Here is a 16,519-nt window from a genome sequence, read left to right on the forward strand (position 1 = left end):
GCCTGCAGAAGGTTTGTGCTGGGGACATCATTTGTTTGATTACGAAGCCTGTCTGCGAGCCTGTGCCCGTGGCGATCAACAGGCCCTGCGCCACTTGTATGAGCAGGAAAGCAGCCGCTTGCTCGGCGTGGCGTTGCGCATCGTGCGCGACAAGGCGCTGGCCGAAGATACCGTGCATGACGCGTTTATCCGGATCTGGCGCGGCGCCGCAGGGTTTGACCCGGGCCGCGGCTCCGCAAGGGGCTGGGTGTACAGCGTAACCCGCCATCAGGCGCTGAACGCGGTGCGCAGGACCGCTCGCGATGTGCCGCTGAGCGAAGCACACGAGCCACTGGCAGAACCCGATGACACCTTTGAATTCCCCGCACGCTCCGGGCAGATCCACACCTGCCTGGAACGGCTCGACCCGGCCCGTCGCCGCTGCATCCTGCATGCCTATGTCGACGGTTATTCCCACAGCGAAATCGCGCAGGTACTCGGCACGCCGCTGGGCACCGTCAAAGCGTGGATCAAACGCAGCCTCGCCGCCTTGCGGGAGTGCATGACATGAACATTGAAGAACTGGCCAGCGAATACGTAGTGGGCACTCTGCCGCTGGAGCAGCGCGCCGAGGTCGAACAGCGCCTCAAGCATGACGCCGACTTGCGCGCAGCGGTGGATGCCTGGGAGCAACGCCTGCTGCCGCTGACGGCGCTGGCCGAACCGGTGACGCCATCGCAGCACCTGTGGCGACGCATTCAACACACGCTTGCAGAGCCCGCAACACGCGTGCCGTGGTGGAACCTGCTGGCCGTATGGCGTGGCCTGGCCGCCGCAGGGCTGGCGGCAAGCGTGGTGCTGGCAACGCTGTTGCTGATTCGCCCGCCCCTCGCCGAGCCGAGTTTTGTGGTGGTGCTGGTGGCCCCGCAAAGTCAGGCGCCGGGCTGGGTGATCCAGGCGAGCAATAACCAGCAGATCCAGCTGATTCCATTGGGTGTAATGCAAGTGCCCGCCGACAAGGCGTTGCAGTTCTGGACCAAGGGCGATGGCTGGCAGGGTCCGGTATCCCTGGGGCTGGTCAAGCCCGGGCAAACGCTGTCGGTGCCGCTGGACCAATTGCCGCCGCTGACGCAAAACCAGTTGTTCGAACTGACCCTGGAGGACTCGCGTGGCTCACCCACCGGCAAACCGACCGGGCCGATTCAGGCAATCGGTCGCGCGGTCAAGGTGCTGTGATCAGCCGACAGTGGGCAACCACACGCGAAAACGCGCGCCACCCAACGGTGATGCCTCGGCGATCAGACTGCCGCCCTGGGCTTCCAGGGCGCGCCGGCTGATCGCCAGTCCCAGGCCAAAGCCGCCGGTGGCACGGTCGCGGCTGCGGTCCAGGCGGTAGAAGGGTTCGAAGATGCGTTCACGCTGGTCGAAGGGAATGCCAATGCCGTCGTCGTCCACGCTGATTTCGCAGCCTTGGGCGTCCACCCTGACGCCCACCTGGATGCGCCCATCGCAGTAACGCGTAGCGTTGCGCAACAGATTCTGCAGGGCCCGCGCAGTGAGGCGCGGATCGAGGCTGAAGCGCTCCACCGCGCAGTCGAGCGACACGTCGATCACGATGCCGGGGTTTGCCAGCTCATCGTCGATGCTGCCCAGCACGCTGTCGATGAATTCGTCGAGCACCACGTCCACGCGCTCGGGCAATTGCGCCGGACTTTGCAGGCGGCTGTAGGACAGCAATTCCAGCACCAGCTCATCCAGCTCACGAATATGCGCGACCAGCCCCTGCAGGCGCTCGCGCCCGGCCTGGGGCATGTCTTCGGACAATGCCAGGGCCAGGCCGAAATCCAGCCGGGTCAAGGGCGTGCGTAACTCGTGGGAGACGGCATTGAGCAGGTCCCGCTGCTGGTTGAGCAGGCGTTCGATGTCGCTGGCCATGGTGTCGAACACTGCGGCCAGGCTGCCGATGTTGGAGCTGGGCGGGATGTGCGTGCGTTCAGACAGGTTGCCCATGCCCAACTGCGCAGCGGTGTTTTTCAGACGTTCCAGATCACGCCAGTGCGGTCGCAGCCACACCAGCAGGCAGGCCAGCAGCGCGCCGCCCACCAGCACGTTTATCGACCAGTACAGCAGGTTGATGTCCAGCGGGTCGTCGGGGATGGTGACCTTGACCACGAACTGGTCGTTGATCGGTGAACTGATTTCCTCCAGCCAACCCCATTCGCCCAGGCGGGCCACCGGTTTGCCTTGCTCCAGCAGCCGCTCTTCGGCCGGAGTGAAGCTGGCGTCCTTGCGCAGCAGCAGATGCACTTTCTGCGGAGCAAAGTCGCGATCCAGTTGTTCGGTCACCTGCGACCAGCGCTCCACGGGCGCACGCTGGTACTGCTTGACGATCAGCTTTTGCTGGCCGCGCGACTGTTCGATGTTGTAGTCCAGGTAGCGATGCTCGAACAACAGCACCGTCAGCTTGGGAACCAGATAGATCGCCGCACTGTAGGTGACGATCGTGATGAGGTAGAGGCGCAGCAGAACACGAAACATAGATCAGCATTCCCACTCGGAGCGACTGAACAGATAGCCCTTGCCCCACACGGTCTTGATCTTGCGAGCTTCGCCGGCATGGTCGTCGAACTTGCGGCGCAGCTTGGAGATGGCCACGTCCACCGAGCGGTCGGTGCCGTTGAATTCGATGCCGCGCAGGCGCTGCAGGATCTGGTCGCGGCTGAGCACTTCGCCTGCATGGCGCGCCAGCACCACCAACAGGTTGTATTCGCCGCTGGACAGCTCCACAGGCTGTTGGCGCCAGCAAACGGTGCGTTCCGACAAGTCGATGCACAGGTTGCCCATGATGATCTGGTCGTTGGCCGCCTGGGGTTCGGATAAACTGCTGCGCCGCAACAGGGTGCGCACCCGCGCCAGCAGCACGCGCGGTTCGCAGGGTTTGGTCACGTAGTCGTCGGCGCCCATCTCCAGACCCAGCACCTGGTCGTGGCTATCGTCGCGGGCGGTGAGCATCAGGATCGGCAGGCCGGCGGAGTCGGCGCGCAGCAGGCGGCACACTTGCAGGCCGTCGAGGCCGGGCAGCATGAGGTCGAGAATCACCAGGTCCGGCGGGTTCAGGCGCGCGCGTTCACGCACCTGGTCGCCCCGGCAGAGCACACTGACTTGATAGCCGTTGCGTTCCAGATAGCTGGCAATCAGCTCGGAGAGCGCGGCGTCGTCTTCCACCAGCAGGATGTTCGGCATCAAGATGTTTCCAAATAGTACGACTTTGCAGGATTGTGCAAGGATATACGCCCTCGGCCCACAGTGGGCTGCACCTTACATTTCTTCACACACGACCTACACAGCTTTACAGCACCACGGCGCCGGTGACCTTAGGATGCGCCAGTCAATATTGGGATAAGAGCATGTCGAAGAATCTGTTTGCGCCATTCTGCCTGTTGGCACTCACATTGGCGCTGAGCGCGTGTGACAAGTCCACGGCCAAGGCGCCGCAAATGCCTCTGGCCAAAGTGCGCATAGAAACCCTGCAGGCCAAACCGCTGTCCATCACCAACGAGTTGAGCGGGCGCATCGCCGCGCCGCGCATTGCCGAAGTGCGTGCTCGAGTGGCCGGTGTGGTGCTGCAGCGTGTGTTCAAGGAAGGCCATGACGTGAAACAGGGCGACGTGCTGTTTCGCATCGACCCCGCGCCGTTCAAGGCCGACCTCGACAGCGCCCAGGCCAACCTGAGCAAGGCCGAGGCCAACGCCTTCCAGGCGCGTCTGCAAGCCCAGCGCTACAGCCAATTGGTGGAAGGCAACGCGATCAGCGGCCAGGACTACGACAACGCCCGCGCCGCCGTACGCCAGACCACTGCCGAGGTCGCCGCGCAGAAAGCCGCCGTCGACCGCGCCCGTTTGAACCTGAGCTACGCCACCGTCACCGCGCCGATTTCCGGGCGCATCGGCCGTGCGCTGGTCACTGAAGGCGCGCTGGTCGGCCAGAACGAAGCCACGCCGCTGGCGACCATCCAGCAACTGGACCCGATTCACGCCGACCTCACCCAGTCCACCCGCGAGCTCAACGACCTGCGCCGTGCCTTCCGTGCCGGCAGCCTCAAGCAGGTCGGTCAGGACCAGGCCAGGGCCACCTTGATCCTGGACGATGGCAGCCTGTACCCGCTGCCGGGCAAATTGCTGTTCGCCGATATCAGCGTCGATCCGGGTACCGGGCAGATCATCCTGCGCAGCGAGTTCCCCAACCCGGACCTTGACCTGTTGCCCGGCAGCTTTGTGCGGGTGCGCCTGGAACAGGCCTTCGACCGCCAGGGCATCAGCGTGCCGCAACGCGCCATTACTCGCGACAGTGCCGGTATCCCGATGGTGCTGCTGCTGGACGGCGAGCAGAAAGTCAGTCAGCAGCCGGTGGAACTGGGCTCGGTGATCGGTGATCGCTGGATCGTCAGCAGCGGCCTCAAGCCGGGCGACCGTATCGTCGTCGAAGGCCTGCAACACGCGCGTCCCGGTGAAACCGTTGAAGTGGACGCCAGCCCGCTCGTGAAGGAATAACCCGCCATGCCGCAGTTCTTTATCGACCGCCCGGTGTTCGCCTGGGTGGTGGCCCTGTTTATCCTGCTGGCCGGTGCGCTGGCCATCCCGCAGTTGCCGGTGGCGCAGTACCCTGATGTCGCGCCGCCGAAAATCGAGATCTACGCGGTGTATCCGGGTGCCTCGGCGCAGACCCTGGACCAGAGCGTGGTCAGCCTGATCGAGCAGGAGCTCAACGGCACCGACCACCTGCTGTATTTCGAATCCCAGAGCAGCCTGGGTTCGGCCACCATTACCGCCACCTTTCAGCCGGGCACTAACCCGGAGATGGCTCAGGTGGATGTGCAGAACCGCCTCAAAGCGGTGGAGCCGCGCCTGCCCCAGGCCGTCACCCAGCAAGGCCTGCAGGTGCAGAAAGTCTCCGCCGGTTTCCTGCTGCTGGTGACCCTGACCTCCAATGACGGCAAGCTCGATGACACCGCGCTCAGCGATTACCTGGCGCGCAACGTGATGAACGAGCTCAAGCGCCTGGACGGCGTGGGCAAGGCGCAGCTGTATGGCTCGGAACGCGCGATGCGTATCTGGATCGACCCGCAGAAACTGATCGGCTTCAACCTCACGCCGGCCGACGTCAACGCCGCGATTGCCGCGCAGAACGCCCAGGTTGCTCCTGGCAGCATCGGCGACCTGCCGGGCACCAACACCCAGGAAATCACCGCAGCGATTCTGGTCAAGGGCCAGTTGTCGACACCGCAGGAATTCGCCGACATCGTACTCAAGGCCAACCCGGACGGCTCCACCGTGCGTGTCGGCGACGTGGCGCGGGTGGAAGTCGGCAGCCAGGAATATCAGTTCTCCACGCGTCTGAACGGCAAGCCGTCCACCGCCGTGAGCGTGCAACTGTCGCCGGGCGCCAACTCGCTGAACACCGCGACCCTGGTGCGCGCGAAGATGGACGAGCTGTCACGCTACTTCCCGGCCAATGTGGAATACAAGATCCCTTACGACACCTCGCCGTTCGTCAAGGTCTCGATCACCAAAGTGGTGTACACCCTGCTCGAAGCCATGGCCCTGGTGTTTGCGGTGATGTTTGTGTTCCTGCAGAACGTGCGCTACACGCTGATCCCCACCCTGGTGGTGCCGATTGCCTTGATGGGCACCTTCGCCACCATGCTGGTGCTCGGCTTCTCGATCAACGTGCTGACCATGTTCGGCATGGTGCTGGCGATTGGCATCCTGGTGGACGATGCGATTGTGGTGGTGGAGAACGTCGAGCGCATCATGGTCACCGAAGGCCTGTCACCCAAGGACGCGACGAAAAAAGCCATGGGCCAGATCACCGGCGCCATCATTGGCATTACGCTGGTGCTGGTGGCGGTGTTCCTGCCGATGGCCTTCATGAAGGGCTCTGTGGGGGTGATTTACCAGCAGTTCTCGCTGTCGATGGCCACCTCGATTCTGTTCTCGGCGTTCCTGGCCCTGACCCTGACCCCGGCCCTCTGCGCCACCTTGCTCAAACCGATCGCCAAAGGCGAGCACCATGACAAGGGCGGTTTCTTCGGCTGGTTCAACAGGCGTTTTGAACAACTTACCGACCGCTACGAAGGCTGGGTGACCTATGCAATCAAGCGCAGCGGGCGGTACCTGCTGATCTACCTGGTGTTGCTGGTGGGCCTGGGCTGGATGTTCACGCGCCTGCCCTCCTCGTTCCTGCCGGTGGAAGACCAGGGCTACACCATCACCGATATCCAGCTGCCACCGGGCGCGAGCAAGAACCGCACCGAGCAGGTAGTCGCGCAGATCGAGGCGCATAACGCCACCGAGGCCGGAGTGGGCGATACCACCATGATCCTGGGTTTCAGCTTCTCCGGTTCAGGGCAGAACGCAGCGTTGGCGTTTACCACGCTCAAGGATTGGTCGGACCGTGGCGCCGACGCCTCCGCAGCGTCGATTGCCAACCGTGCCAACGCGGCTTTTGGCGGGCTCAAGGACGCCATTGCCTACGCCGTGCTGCCGCCGCCGGTTGACGGCCTGGGCACCTCCAGCGGCTTCGAGTTTCGTCTGCAGGACCGTGGCGGCGTCGGCCACGCAGCGTTGATGGCGGCCCGTACCGACTTGCTCAATGCGGCAGCAAAAAGCCCGATCCTGGCCAACGTGCGTGAAAGCGCCCTGGCCGAGGCGCCGCAGGTGCAGCTGGAAGTGGACCGCAAGCAGGCCAACGCGCTGGGGGTGTCGTTTGCCGATGTGGGCAATGTGTTGTCGTCGGCCATCGGCTCGGCCTACGTCAACGACTTCCCCAACCAGGGCCGCATGCAGCGGGTGGTGGTGCAGGCCGAAGGCGATCAGCGCAGCCAGGTGGCGGACTTGATGAAAATCAACGTGCGCAACAAGGACGGAAAAATGGTGCCGTTGTCGGCGTTTGTCGAAGCCCGATGGACCCAGGGACCGGCGCAGTTGACCCGCTACAACGGCTACCCGGCTATCGCGATCACCGGCGAAGCCGCACCGGGGCACAGCACCGGCGAGGCGATGGCGGAGATCCAGCGCCTGGTCAGCCAGTTGCCCGCCGGCCTGGGCCAGGAATGGACCGGCCTGTCGTTGCAGGAGCGCTTGTCCGGCTCCCAGGCCCCCATCCTGCTGGGCCTTTCGCTGCTGATCGTGTTCCTGTGCCTGGCAGCCTTGTATGAAAGTTGGTCGATTCCCACATCGGTGCTGCTGGTGGTGCCGCTGGGCGTGCTCGGCGCGGTGCTGGCGGTGACCCTGCGCGGCATGCCCAACGATGTGTTCTTCAAGGTTGGCCTGATCACCATCATCGGCCTGTCGGCAAAGAACGCGATTTTGATCATCGAGTTCGCCAAGGACCTGTATGACCAGGGCGAAGACCTGATCAGCGCCACCCTCAAGGCAGCGCGGCTGAGGTTGCGGCCGATCATCATGACTTCGCTGGCGTTCATCCTCGGCGTGGTGCCGCTTGCGATTGCCTCCGGCGCCAGTTCGGCAAGCCAGCAAGCGATTGGTACCGGTGTGATCGGCGGGATGATCACGGCCACACTGGCGGTGGTGTTCGTGCCGGTGTTCTTTGTGGTGGTGATGAAGTTGGTGCGCAAACGGCACACGTCCGACTGATCGACACCGCAGTGTTCACTTGTCAAGTTCATGATCAAGTGCAACCGAATACGCTATGGTGCTCTCAACTACCCTGTTGTGAGCACCCATGGCCTTCCTTGCCCGCACCCACCCTCGCCTCTCCAGCGCCGCCGTCCTGGGCATCGCCGTCGGCATCCTGGCCCCGGCCGATACGCTGATCAGCAAAATCCTGATCGGCTGGAACGCTGGGGTCTGGACCTATCTGCTGTTGATGCTGTGGCTGACCAGCCGCTCGCGCGCCGACGACGTAAAACGCATCGCCGAAATCGAAGATGAGAACGCCGGCCTGGTGCTGTTCATGGTGTGCATCGCGGCGATTGCCAGCCTTGCCACCATTACCCTGAATCTGGTGGGCATCAAGGATCTGGACAGCACCGCACGCTTGCTGCATTACGGTTTTACCGGGATGACGGTGATCGGTTCGTGGCTATTGATCGGGGTGATTTTCAGCGTGCATTACGCCCGCCTCTTTTACACCTGGGAGGGCGACGAGCCGGCGCTGCGCTTTGCCGAAGGGCTGCGTACGCCCAATTACTGGGACTTCCTGTATTTTTCGTTCACCATCGGCGTGGCGGTGCAGACCTCCGATGTGGGCGTGGCCACGCGTAGCCTGCGCAAGGTGGTGCTGGGGCAATCGCTGATCGGCTTTCTGTTCAATACGGCGATTCTGGGTTTTTCGATCAATATTGCCGCAGGGTTGTTCGGTTAAGACGCAAAAAGGGGAAGCCTGAGCTTCCCCTTTTTGCGTGCGTGAGTACCTTAGAAGGCGTACTGCAAACCTACCGTGGCGCCCCACGGCTGATCATAGGCCTTGCCTTTCATGTGCGTGGCTTCAGCATGCACGCTCAGGCTTGGCGACAAAGAAACTGCCATGCCGCCTGCGACCTCGTAACTGGCGCCCGACAGGTTGTTCTTAAAGGCCTGGTCGTTGATGTAGACCTTGTTGTCCGGGCTGAAGTCACGTGCTACCGCCGCACGCAGGTAGGGCTGCAGAATGCCGCCGCTTTCGAGCTGGATGTTTTTACCGGCGGTCATGCCCACCTTGCCGATCGCCGAAGTGGCACGCTCGCTCTTGGCCTTCAGACCGTTGTCCATGGTGTAGTTCGAACCTCCAATGGCGGCAACGGACAACTGGGCAAACGGCTCAAGATACACACCGTCGTCATCGAGCTTGATGTGTTTGCCGACTTCAACCGAGGCACTGACCGCATCCTGCGAGTATTTGCCTTTGGCGCGCTGGCCGTCACTCATGTTGACCTGGCTCTGGCCGTTGAGTCGGTTGACCTTGGCCGTCAGGTCCACATACACCCCGCTCTCGTCATCACGAAAAATACCGTAAAGACCGGCGTAGTAGCTGTTGACCATGCCGCTGCTGCCGCGACTCAAGCCCAGGTTTGAGTTGCTGTAACCGCCCATCACACCCAATGTCCACAGCTCATCCATCGCCCAGTCCGCACCCAGGCTCAGGCCCGCCTGATTCTGGGAGTAGCCGACGCCGTTGCTGTTGGCCGCCACGTCAATCTTGTTACCGTAACCGCGCATCCACAGGCCCTGGCTCTTGCCTTCGCCGAAGCGGACTTCACCCATGCGTGTACGCAGGATGCTCTCCTCGCCGCGCAGTACCACCGGCGCCGCGTTGGCGAGGGCCAACACTGCCTTGGCGCTGGTACTGGTGCCCCTCTTCTCGGGGTCCAGGAACCAGTCGGTGCCCTCCTGCTTAAGCCCGTATTCGTATGCACCGACATCGACGGTATCGCCCACCAGGCCAAACCTGGCACCACCGCTTTCGGTATGCACCACCTTGATCGCGTCGCCGGTGGCCAATTCCGAGCCGCTGGCGCCCACCAGCAGTTGGTGATTACCTTCGGCATTGCCGTTGACGTTCAACAGGTCGGTGTCGCCGGTGTTGAAGTTGGTGTGCATCTTGAAGGTGCCGTTACCGGTCAAGCTGTTGGTGTTCAACTGAACGTATTGCCCCGGGGCGCCAAACACCACATTACCGCCGCCCATTTTCAGCGCACCGACCTCGCTATTACCCACCAGCACCCACTGGGCATTGCTGTTGACATCCAGTTGCTTGACGTTGAACAGCTGGCCGGTCAGCGACGCATTGTTGCTGAGTTGCACAGTGCCCGTGCTGCCTGCGCCAATGCGCACATCACCGAACAGGCTGCTGTTGTCGACGCTCATGTTTGCGGTGCCGTTATTCACTACCTGAAGCAGGTCACCATTACCACTGAGCAGGTTCGAGCCGTTAAGCACTTGAATATCGGCATGGGTGCTATTGCCAACGGCCGGGTTCACCAGGATGGCGGCGCCGGTTTTACCCTGGACCACAGAGTTATCGAGTATCAAGGAGCCGGTGCGGGTCAGTGAGGCGTCGTTGAGCATGTTGATGCCATTGACGCCGCCAATGATACGGGTGTTGTTCCTTACCGTGGCTTCAGAGTTGAACAGCACCATGCCGACGCCCGTCGCGTGCACGGCTTCGACACGCGCATTGTCCAGGTTAACCACACCGTAGCCTGCGGACGAAATACCACGAGTCACTCCAAAGACAGTGCTGTCTTTTATCGTTATCGATGAACCATCTGTTCCGCCTGAGGTTCGGTTGGAAGACACACCCCAGCCAGTGTAGTTTGTCACCGTACTGTTATTGATCACCAATAGACTGCTGTTACTGTTCACCATAATGGCTTGACTAGCCAAGGGGCGGCCAGTGACCTGCGAGCCATCAATCAGGACAGTCGATTGCAGGTTTGCAGTGATATCCTGTGTCGTGCTGCCTGCCTCTACAATCAGCCCTGCACCATTCATTACAATCTGATTGGTGGCAGCGCCATGGGCAGTCAAGCTCGAACCTGGACTCAGCACATAACTATCCAGCCGCGTACCGCTCGATATCGAAGTACCAGGGAGTGTGACTGCAACTTGCGCGCGGGCATTGGGCGCAGCCATTAGCAATAAAGCAATGGCTGGGGCCGTCAACGCAATGCTCAAGGGTGTGCGTTCGAAGTTAAATACTGCCGACATATAATGGACCTCTAGTTCCTGCGCGAAACGATAGGGCGGATTCTAAAATGCGTGAAACCCAACCCATCAAGCGGTGCAATAATTGAACAGCGCAAACCTAAAAGCTGTAGGATAGTTCCGAATAAACTACATCAATAGGCAACCTGTGACGTAGGGAGCAGCGTTCTCACCTAGCTGAGGCATCATCAACACTGCAAATGGAACAACCAAAGAAGGGGATGCCTTCTTTGGTGTTTTCATGGGCACTTAACCCTAAACAGGCATATATCCACCAGCACAATAGCTGGTGCTGCGAGTGGCACTTCTGAAGCCTTTGACTGCATAATTAGCGGGGAGAGAAGGCACCATTGTGCCCAAATACTGCGTGCTGACAGTCACGGTTGCCGAACCCAGCGCCTTCAGCGATGTATTAGCGTTGATCGGGTTATACAAGAGATCAGGCCCCACATTAAAGTTCACATCAAACCCATTACGAGCCGCAATATCATCAGGCACTGTGAATATTCGAGTTTCATTGACCACTGCGGACGGAGGATTGGTGTTATTTTGGAACCCCATATACGTCACTTCGACCATCTGCCCTCCCGCCAGATAATCGGATCCAGGAATATGTATTATCAGGCTGCCGGTGTTAATCGGTCTCAGGCTATCACAGGTGAGTGTACCGTTATTGTTGAGAACAATCGGCGCAGCCATTTGCAGAATAACGGACTCAACCTGAACAATTGCCTCTTGCGAATACTGCGGATTTTCACTCTTAGGCGACGTGACGGTATACGACACCACCTGCACAGGGCCACCCGCCGTCCTGATAGCAGCAAAAGGAATCGTGAACTCGACCAACCCACTTGGAGGAAGGACTTTCACCTCCTGCGGATATAAAACACCACCATAATTCAACGTAATCGTGAAAGGCAGCGAGTCTTGTGGCAAGACAGGCACGTCCCACAATTCAATAAGTACTCTGGCAGGTTTATTAGCATCATCTACCTCCAGGTGATTGTCAGGCCCGAATAGGCCATTCTCGCGTATTGCATTGATCACGGGCGGCTTGAGGTGAGTATTGATAGTACCGGGCGGCGTGATGTCAGGGCCGACAACAGACAAGTCCAGATCGAATGGCGTGCTTAACTTCGTTGCTGGATAAGTATTCGTCCCACGCTTTATGCTATAGGACGCTTTCACTACCAGCCTGCCTCTTGGCGGGGTTCGAGGCCCGTAAAGCTGCTCCACCTCAGCGACACTGAACTTAATCGACAGCGGAAGATTATTATTGCCCAAGGGCATGGTCTTCGTGATTATGCCGGCAGGCGACTCCAGTTCGATTTCAATCTCATCCGTGCCGCGCAGGGCATTCAGATAGGCCGGAATCGACACCATCAAACCGTTGATATCTGCCACATCCTTGATATCAATCAGACCATCACCGGGAACAGCAAGCTCAATCAGTGGCGCATAGAAGTCTTGTGGCAGAGGATCCTGCGCCAAGTCTGCAAGTTCCAGAGCGCGGGACTCAAAGGAGCTATTCTCGGCAACATCGAATATTGTGTAGCGGAGGTTGTAATTCCCCTTTTTTTCAGCCTGGACCACCCACAATGGCAATGGAATGGAAGCCGGCTTGGCTGGATCCAATCGATATCTGGTTTCCGTGCTGGGAGGAGGATCAAATACGTAAGGTTGATCGGAAGAGCCAAAGGACATTTCAACAGTATCGCCCGGCGCCAAGCCTTTCGCTAAGTCGTACTCGATCGGCAGATACGCCGTCTCGTTTGGCTGGTTGGCAATATAATCGCGGTCCAGAGGCCCCGTCATACCCACAGGTAGCTCTGGCGCAGGAGGCTTGACTTGGGGGCCGTCGTAGGCTGCCGTCAGGTCAACCACCAATAGTTGCGCGACCGAAAGGTTTGTGTTGCCCGTCTGCCCGAGTCTCACTTTGTACCTGACCAGATACAGCCCAGGAGAGCGAAAACCTTGTGGTATCGGCAGCGGAACAGGGTCAGGCTGATTCACCAGACGAAGTTGAAACTTGAAAGCATAAGTAGCAAAGTAGTCATCTTCGAGTTCTTCGGCTGTTTGGGGCGTATAAGGGGCATTGGGGAGAGTACTGAGGGGCTCTGCTACCAACGTGTCCAGATCGATGTAAGGGACGATTTCGACGTCGACTTTATCAGGCTTATTTACATCTACACTGGCGTCTTCGTACTGTGGCACATTCAAGTTGGTAAGCAGCCTCTTTGCGCCCCTACGCGTCAACAACCCCACGTAACCAGGTACCTGATCTTCAAACTCCCCCACATCATATCGCTCAGGTTTGTAATCGGTAGTAAGTCTTGGTTTGAACTTATCTATGATTTCTCTGTTTGTAGCGTCCATTATTTTGCTCCGACAGTTGATGACTGAACATCACGACATACACCGCTGATTAATAGAACAGCCTTTATCAATCACTTTTTTTAACGTTTACATGCAACGCACACACCACTTCGACTGAAACAACGACAGACGAACCAATAACGAACCACTCAGCTACACACCACGCCACGCGGTGTGCAATAACAACCCGTTGAATACGTCAGATCGATCCGCACGTATGCTGGCGAGGACTCGCCCACCTTCACGCCACCACGCCATACTTCATAACTGCCGGTAGCGGATTTGAATTGACGCAATGGATGTAATGCGGCGTCGAATGCATTCATTACCACTGTAGCCCCTGCCGTTGTATTGGCAGCCTCCCATGGCAGCGACTGTTCAAAGACAACATTCTGATTTCGAGTACCCCAGTTGTTCTCGTTGAACCCCTGCCACTTGAACTTCACGATGTCATCCACACGGATATTGGTATTCGCCGCTATAAACCAGCGCACGCCATCCACCAACATTGACCACTCCACGCCATTCACCGGTTTGGTTTGCGAACGGCACGTCAAATAACCATTGGTGAGGGTGTGTTGTATCACCGGGGCAGGCAGCGGCAAGAACTTGGTGTTGAGCGTTGTCACGGGGGAACGCTGTTCGTTAACGCCGTTGCTGGTGATGTAATGCAGCATATGGGCCGTCAGTGCGACGCCATCGAGCACTGTCGCTGGCACATCGGGAAAGTTCACCCAGGTACCAGCGGCATCACCCGCCTTCACCGTATAAGTGGCTACCGGGCCTTGGCTATTCCAGAACAGGTGCAACACGTCACCTGGCTGCGGCGTAGCGAACAACCGCACGCGCACTCGAATGGGATTGCCGCGGTCTTTATCAACCAGCAGGTTGGTGCCGGTGCTCCCCTCGACTTCCACTGGAGCCAATGTCGAATTCAGCAGCGCGGGAGCGTTGAGATGGTCCTGCCCGGCAATCGTCAGGTCGATATTGACCGCCAGAGGCGCGGACATCGTCGGCGAAGGGTTGAGGCCCATCAATTCGTAACTGACCTGCACGGTCTGTGCAGCCAAAACCGCGTTATTACCCCGCAGGACAAGCCAGGGAATTTCAACCTCCAATGGCATCCGTGTCACCGCCTGGACAGTGGTCGGACGACCATCCCAGTACACAATCACTTGATGCCCCGCGGTTGCTGACCAACCGGGATAGTCAATACGCACGAACACGCCCGCACGCGCATCATCACGCTTGATCAACTGATCGTCGTAGGCCGGAGGACGAATGCTCGGAGCCGGCAAACCTCCACCCATGATAAAGGGCAGGCCTGCGCTCAAATCGCTGTAATTGCCGGTCGCGTCGAAAATCCGGAAAAACACATACGCAGGGCCACCGTTCAGACGACGAAAAGCGTCGGAATCCAGCGTAACCGTACGAGGGGCAGTACTGAAATCCACCGGTGACTCCCCATCCGCCGGGGTATTGGGAGGGAGTGGCGAATTGGATAGATAGATCTCGACCCGGTCACCCGGCGCCTCGATGTTATAAGTCGGGAGTTCAAAGACCGTAGGTTGGTGATCGAGCCTGTATTGATCATCCAGTACCGGTGCGGGAGGCACCTGAAACGCCAGCGGGTCGTTTGGCCGCAACAGCATCGGACGCTCAAGATCAATGGTGATCGTTACTTTGGGATCGCTGAAACTCTGGCCACCCTCGCTGCGAACGTTGTAGTAAAGGTGCGCGACTCGCGAGCCGTCGCGCAGGTCGGACATGGCGATTTCACGCTCGTAAAACTGAGGCACAGCCGGTGGTGGCACCCCCACGGAAAAAGTGTCGAGCAGCCTGGGGCCATCGGCGCTATCCCACCAGATTTCGCAAGTATGCTCTTTGTCAGTAGGCTCGCTCGGCTCGGGTTGCCAGGAGGGAATCTGCAATTTCAGTGGCGCCAGCAACAAGTCCTGCGCAACTACACCTCTGCCGTCCGCCGTATTGACCCCTGGCACCGTTAACGGATCCAATCCACCTGCAATCGGGGCGGACCTCATGGTTATTCCGGAACGACGGGAATGGGGTTTTGGAGTAGTTGTCATGTTCCGGCCTCAGGGTTAATTTCGTTTCAGCGAATCAGGAACGCCATGCTTCCTGTCTGCCCTGGGAAAAATTAAACGCTTAAAGCCAATGGCCGGATACTGTCATAACTAACAGGTGGCCCTATCCATTCGTCGGGTTCTCCAAGTCTGGTACACCGGGTGTTTTCTAAATAGTGCTTGACGAAACAGGTTGTCTGGCATTTTATGAAACCGGTTTCAGCCGGCCTGTGCGAGCGGTGCAACCACACTTCCAATAAGAAAGGCCCGTCTACCGTGACCCCATTTTCCGCCGCCCAGCGCAGCCGCGTGACCATGCTCGACGTCGCCGAACTTGCCGGCGTTTCCAAAGCCAGCGTGTCACGCTTTATCGGTGACGACCGCGCCCTGCTATCCGATGCCATTGCCCAGCGCATCGAACAGGCCATCAGCGAACTCGGCTACCGCCCCAACCAGATGGCGCGCGGCTTGAAGCGCGGCCGCACGCGGCTGATCGGCATGCTGGTGGCCGATATCCGTAACCCCTATTCCATTGCCGTGATGCACGGCGTCGAGACCGCCTGCCGCCAGCACGGCTACAGCCTGGTGGTATGCAACACCGACCGTTGTGACGAGCAAGAGCGTCTGCACCTAGCCGCGCTGCGCTCGTACAACATCGAAGGGTTGATCGTGAATACCCTCGGCCATCACCTTGATCAATTGCTCGAGCTGCAGGCGGAAATGCCGCTGGTGCTGGTCGACCGCAAGGTTGAGCCGCTGCACAGTGACCTGGTCGGACTGGATAACCCCGCAGCCGTGCGCATGGCCGTCGAGCATTTGCAACAGCAGGGTTATCGCGATGTGTTGCTGGTGAGCGAAGCCGTCGATGGCACCAGTTCACGCCTGGAGCGCCTGGACAGTTTCCATGCCGAGATCGCACAGCGCCCGGCATTGACCGGTAAGGTGCTGGAACTGGACGCTGACTTGCACAGCCATTTACAAACGTTTCTCGAAAAACCCGGCCCCAAGGCAGTTTTCTGCGCCAATGGCGTCGCTGCATTGGCCTGCGCCAGCGCGCTCAAGGCCTTGGGTTGCACCCTGTTTGACGACGTGGGCCTGATTGCCCTGGATGACCTGGAATGGTATCCGCTGGTGGGCAACGGCATCACCGCCCTCGCCCAACCGACCGAAGCGATTGGCGCCAGCGCGTTCGACTGCCTGCTCAAACGCCTGCGCGGTGATACAGCCCCCACCCGCCGCCTGGATTTCCTGCCACAACTCATCATCCGCGGCTCTACCCAATTACCCGTGGGCGCTGGCTTGCCTGCGATAGCGGTATATCAGACGAAGCAGTAGCCCACTGACACCCCGCTATCGCAGGCAAGCCAGCGCCCA

11 protein-coding genes are annotated in these 16,519 nt (G+C 59.5%); 6 read left to right on the forward strand and 5 right to left on the reverse strand.

The window, feature by feature from the left end:
- Positions 1 to 31: 31 nt before the first annotated feature.
- Together TU75_RS01345 and TU75_RS01350 are read left to right on the forward strand one after the other, a co-directional pair.
- On the forward strand, positions 32 to 550 hold the full coding sequence (locus tag TU75_RS01345; RefSeq protein WP_003233004.1) for a sigma-70 family RNA polymerase sigma factor: 519 nt from the start codon (positions 32 to 34) through the stop codon (positions 548 to 550).
- Positions 547 to 1,215 carry an anti-sigma factor gene (locus TU75_RS01350; protein WP_060547998.1) on the forward strand — a complete coding sequence of 223 codons (669 nt, stop codon included), beginning with the start codon at positions 547 to 549 and terminating at the stop codon, positions 1,213 to 1,215. Before TU75_RS01345 ends, TU75_RS01350 begins: the two co-directional genes overlap by 4 nt.
- Here the strand turns inward: TU75_RS01350 and TU75_RS01355 are convergent, their stop codons facing one another.
- The gene (locus TU75_RS01355; RefSeq protein ID WP_060547999.1) at positions 1,216 to 2,517 is read right to left on the reverse strand and encodes an ATP-binding protein; all 1,302 of its coding nucleotides are present in this window, start codon (positions 2,515 to 2,517) and stop codon (positions 1,216 to 1,218) included.
- Between the two features lie 3 nt (positions 2,518 to 2,520).
- Complete coding sequence (locus TU75_RS01360; protein ID WP_003233001.1) at positions 2,521 to 3,222, reverse strand: response regulator transcription factor; 702 nt, start codon at positions 3,220 to 3,222, stop codon at positions 2,521 to 2,523.
- A gap of 164 nt (positions 3,223 to 3,386) precedes the next feature.
- Here TU75_RS01360 and TU75_RS01365 point away from each other — a divergent pair, with 164 nt between their 5' ends.
- The 3 genes from TU75_RS01365 to TU75_RS01375 all read left to right on the forward strand — a co-directional run bounded on the left by TU75_RS01365 (position 3,387) and on the right by TU75_RS01375 (position 8,364).
- On the forward strand, positions 3,387 to 4,529 hold the full coding sequence (locus tag TU75_RS01365) for an efflux RND transporter periplasmic adaptor subunit (RefSeq protein WP_060548000.1): 1,143 nt from the start codon (positions 3,387 to 3,389) through the stop codon (positions 4,527 to 4,529).
- Positions 4,530 to 4,535: 6 nt separating this feature from the next.
- Positions 4,536 to 7,634 (forward strand): efflux RND transporter permease subunit, encoded by a 3,099-nt coding sequence (locus TU75_RS01370; protein WP_060548001.1) that lies wholly within the window; start codon positions 4,536 to 4,538, stop codon positions 7,632 to 7,634.
- A gap of 88 nt (positions 7,635 to 7,722) precedes the next feature.
- Complete coding sequence (locus TU75_RS01375) at positions 7,723 to 8,364, forward strand: DUF1345 domain-containing protein (RefSeq protein WP_003232997.1); 642 nt, start codon at positions 7,723 to 7,725, stop codon at positions 8,362 to 8,364.
- A gap of 50 nt (positions 8,365 to 8,414) precedes the next feature.
- Here TU75_RS01375 and TU75_RS01380 read toward each other — a convergent pair whose 3' ends face one another.
- From TU75_RS01380 to TU75_RS01390, 3 genes are all read right to left on the reverse strand, one after another.
- On the reverse strand, positions 8,415 to 10,172 hold the full coding sequence (locus tag TU75_RS01380) for an autotransporter outer membrane beta-barrel domain-containing protein (protein ID WP_060548002.1): 1,758 nt from the start codon (positions 10,170 to 10,172) through the stop codon (positions 8,415 to 8,417).
- A 768-nt stretch (positions 10,173 to 10,940) separates the two neighbouring features.
- Positions 10,941 to 13,061, reverse strand: coding sequence for a hypothetical protein (locus tag TU75_RS01385; protein ID WP_231981956.1), 2,121 nt, complete (start codon positions 13,059 to 13,061; stop codon positions 10,941 to 10,943).
- A 149-nt stretch (positions 13,062 to 13,210) separates the two neighbouring features.
- Positions 13,211 to 15,103, reverse strand: a complete 1,893-nt coding sequence (locus TU75_RS01390) for a hypothetical protein (RefSeq protein WP_231981955.1) — start codon at positions 15,101 to 15,103, stop codon at positions 13,211 to 13,213.
- Positions 15,104 to 15,421: 318 nt separating this feature from the next.
- Between TU75_RS01390 and TU75_RS01395 the strand changes: the two genes are divergently transcribed.
- Complete coding sequence (locus TU75_RS01395) at positions 15,422 to 16,480, forward strand: LacI family DNA-binding transcriptional regulator (RefSeq protein WP_060548037.1); 1,059 nt, start codon at positions 15,422 to 15,424, stop codon at positions 16,478 to 16,480.
- Positions 16,481 to 16,519 lie beyond the last annotated feature (39 nt).

This window comes from Pseudomonas poae (assembly GCF_001439785.1).
GTDB lineage: Bacteria > Pseudomonadota > Gammaproteobacteria > Pseudomonadales > Pseudomonadaceae > Aquipseudomonas > Aquipseudomonas poae.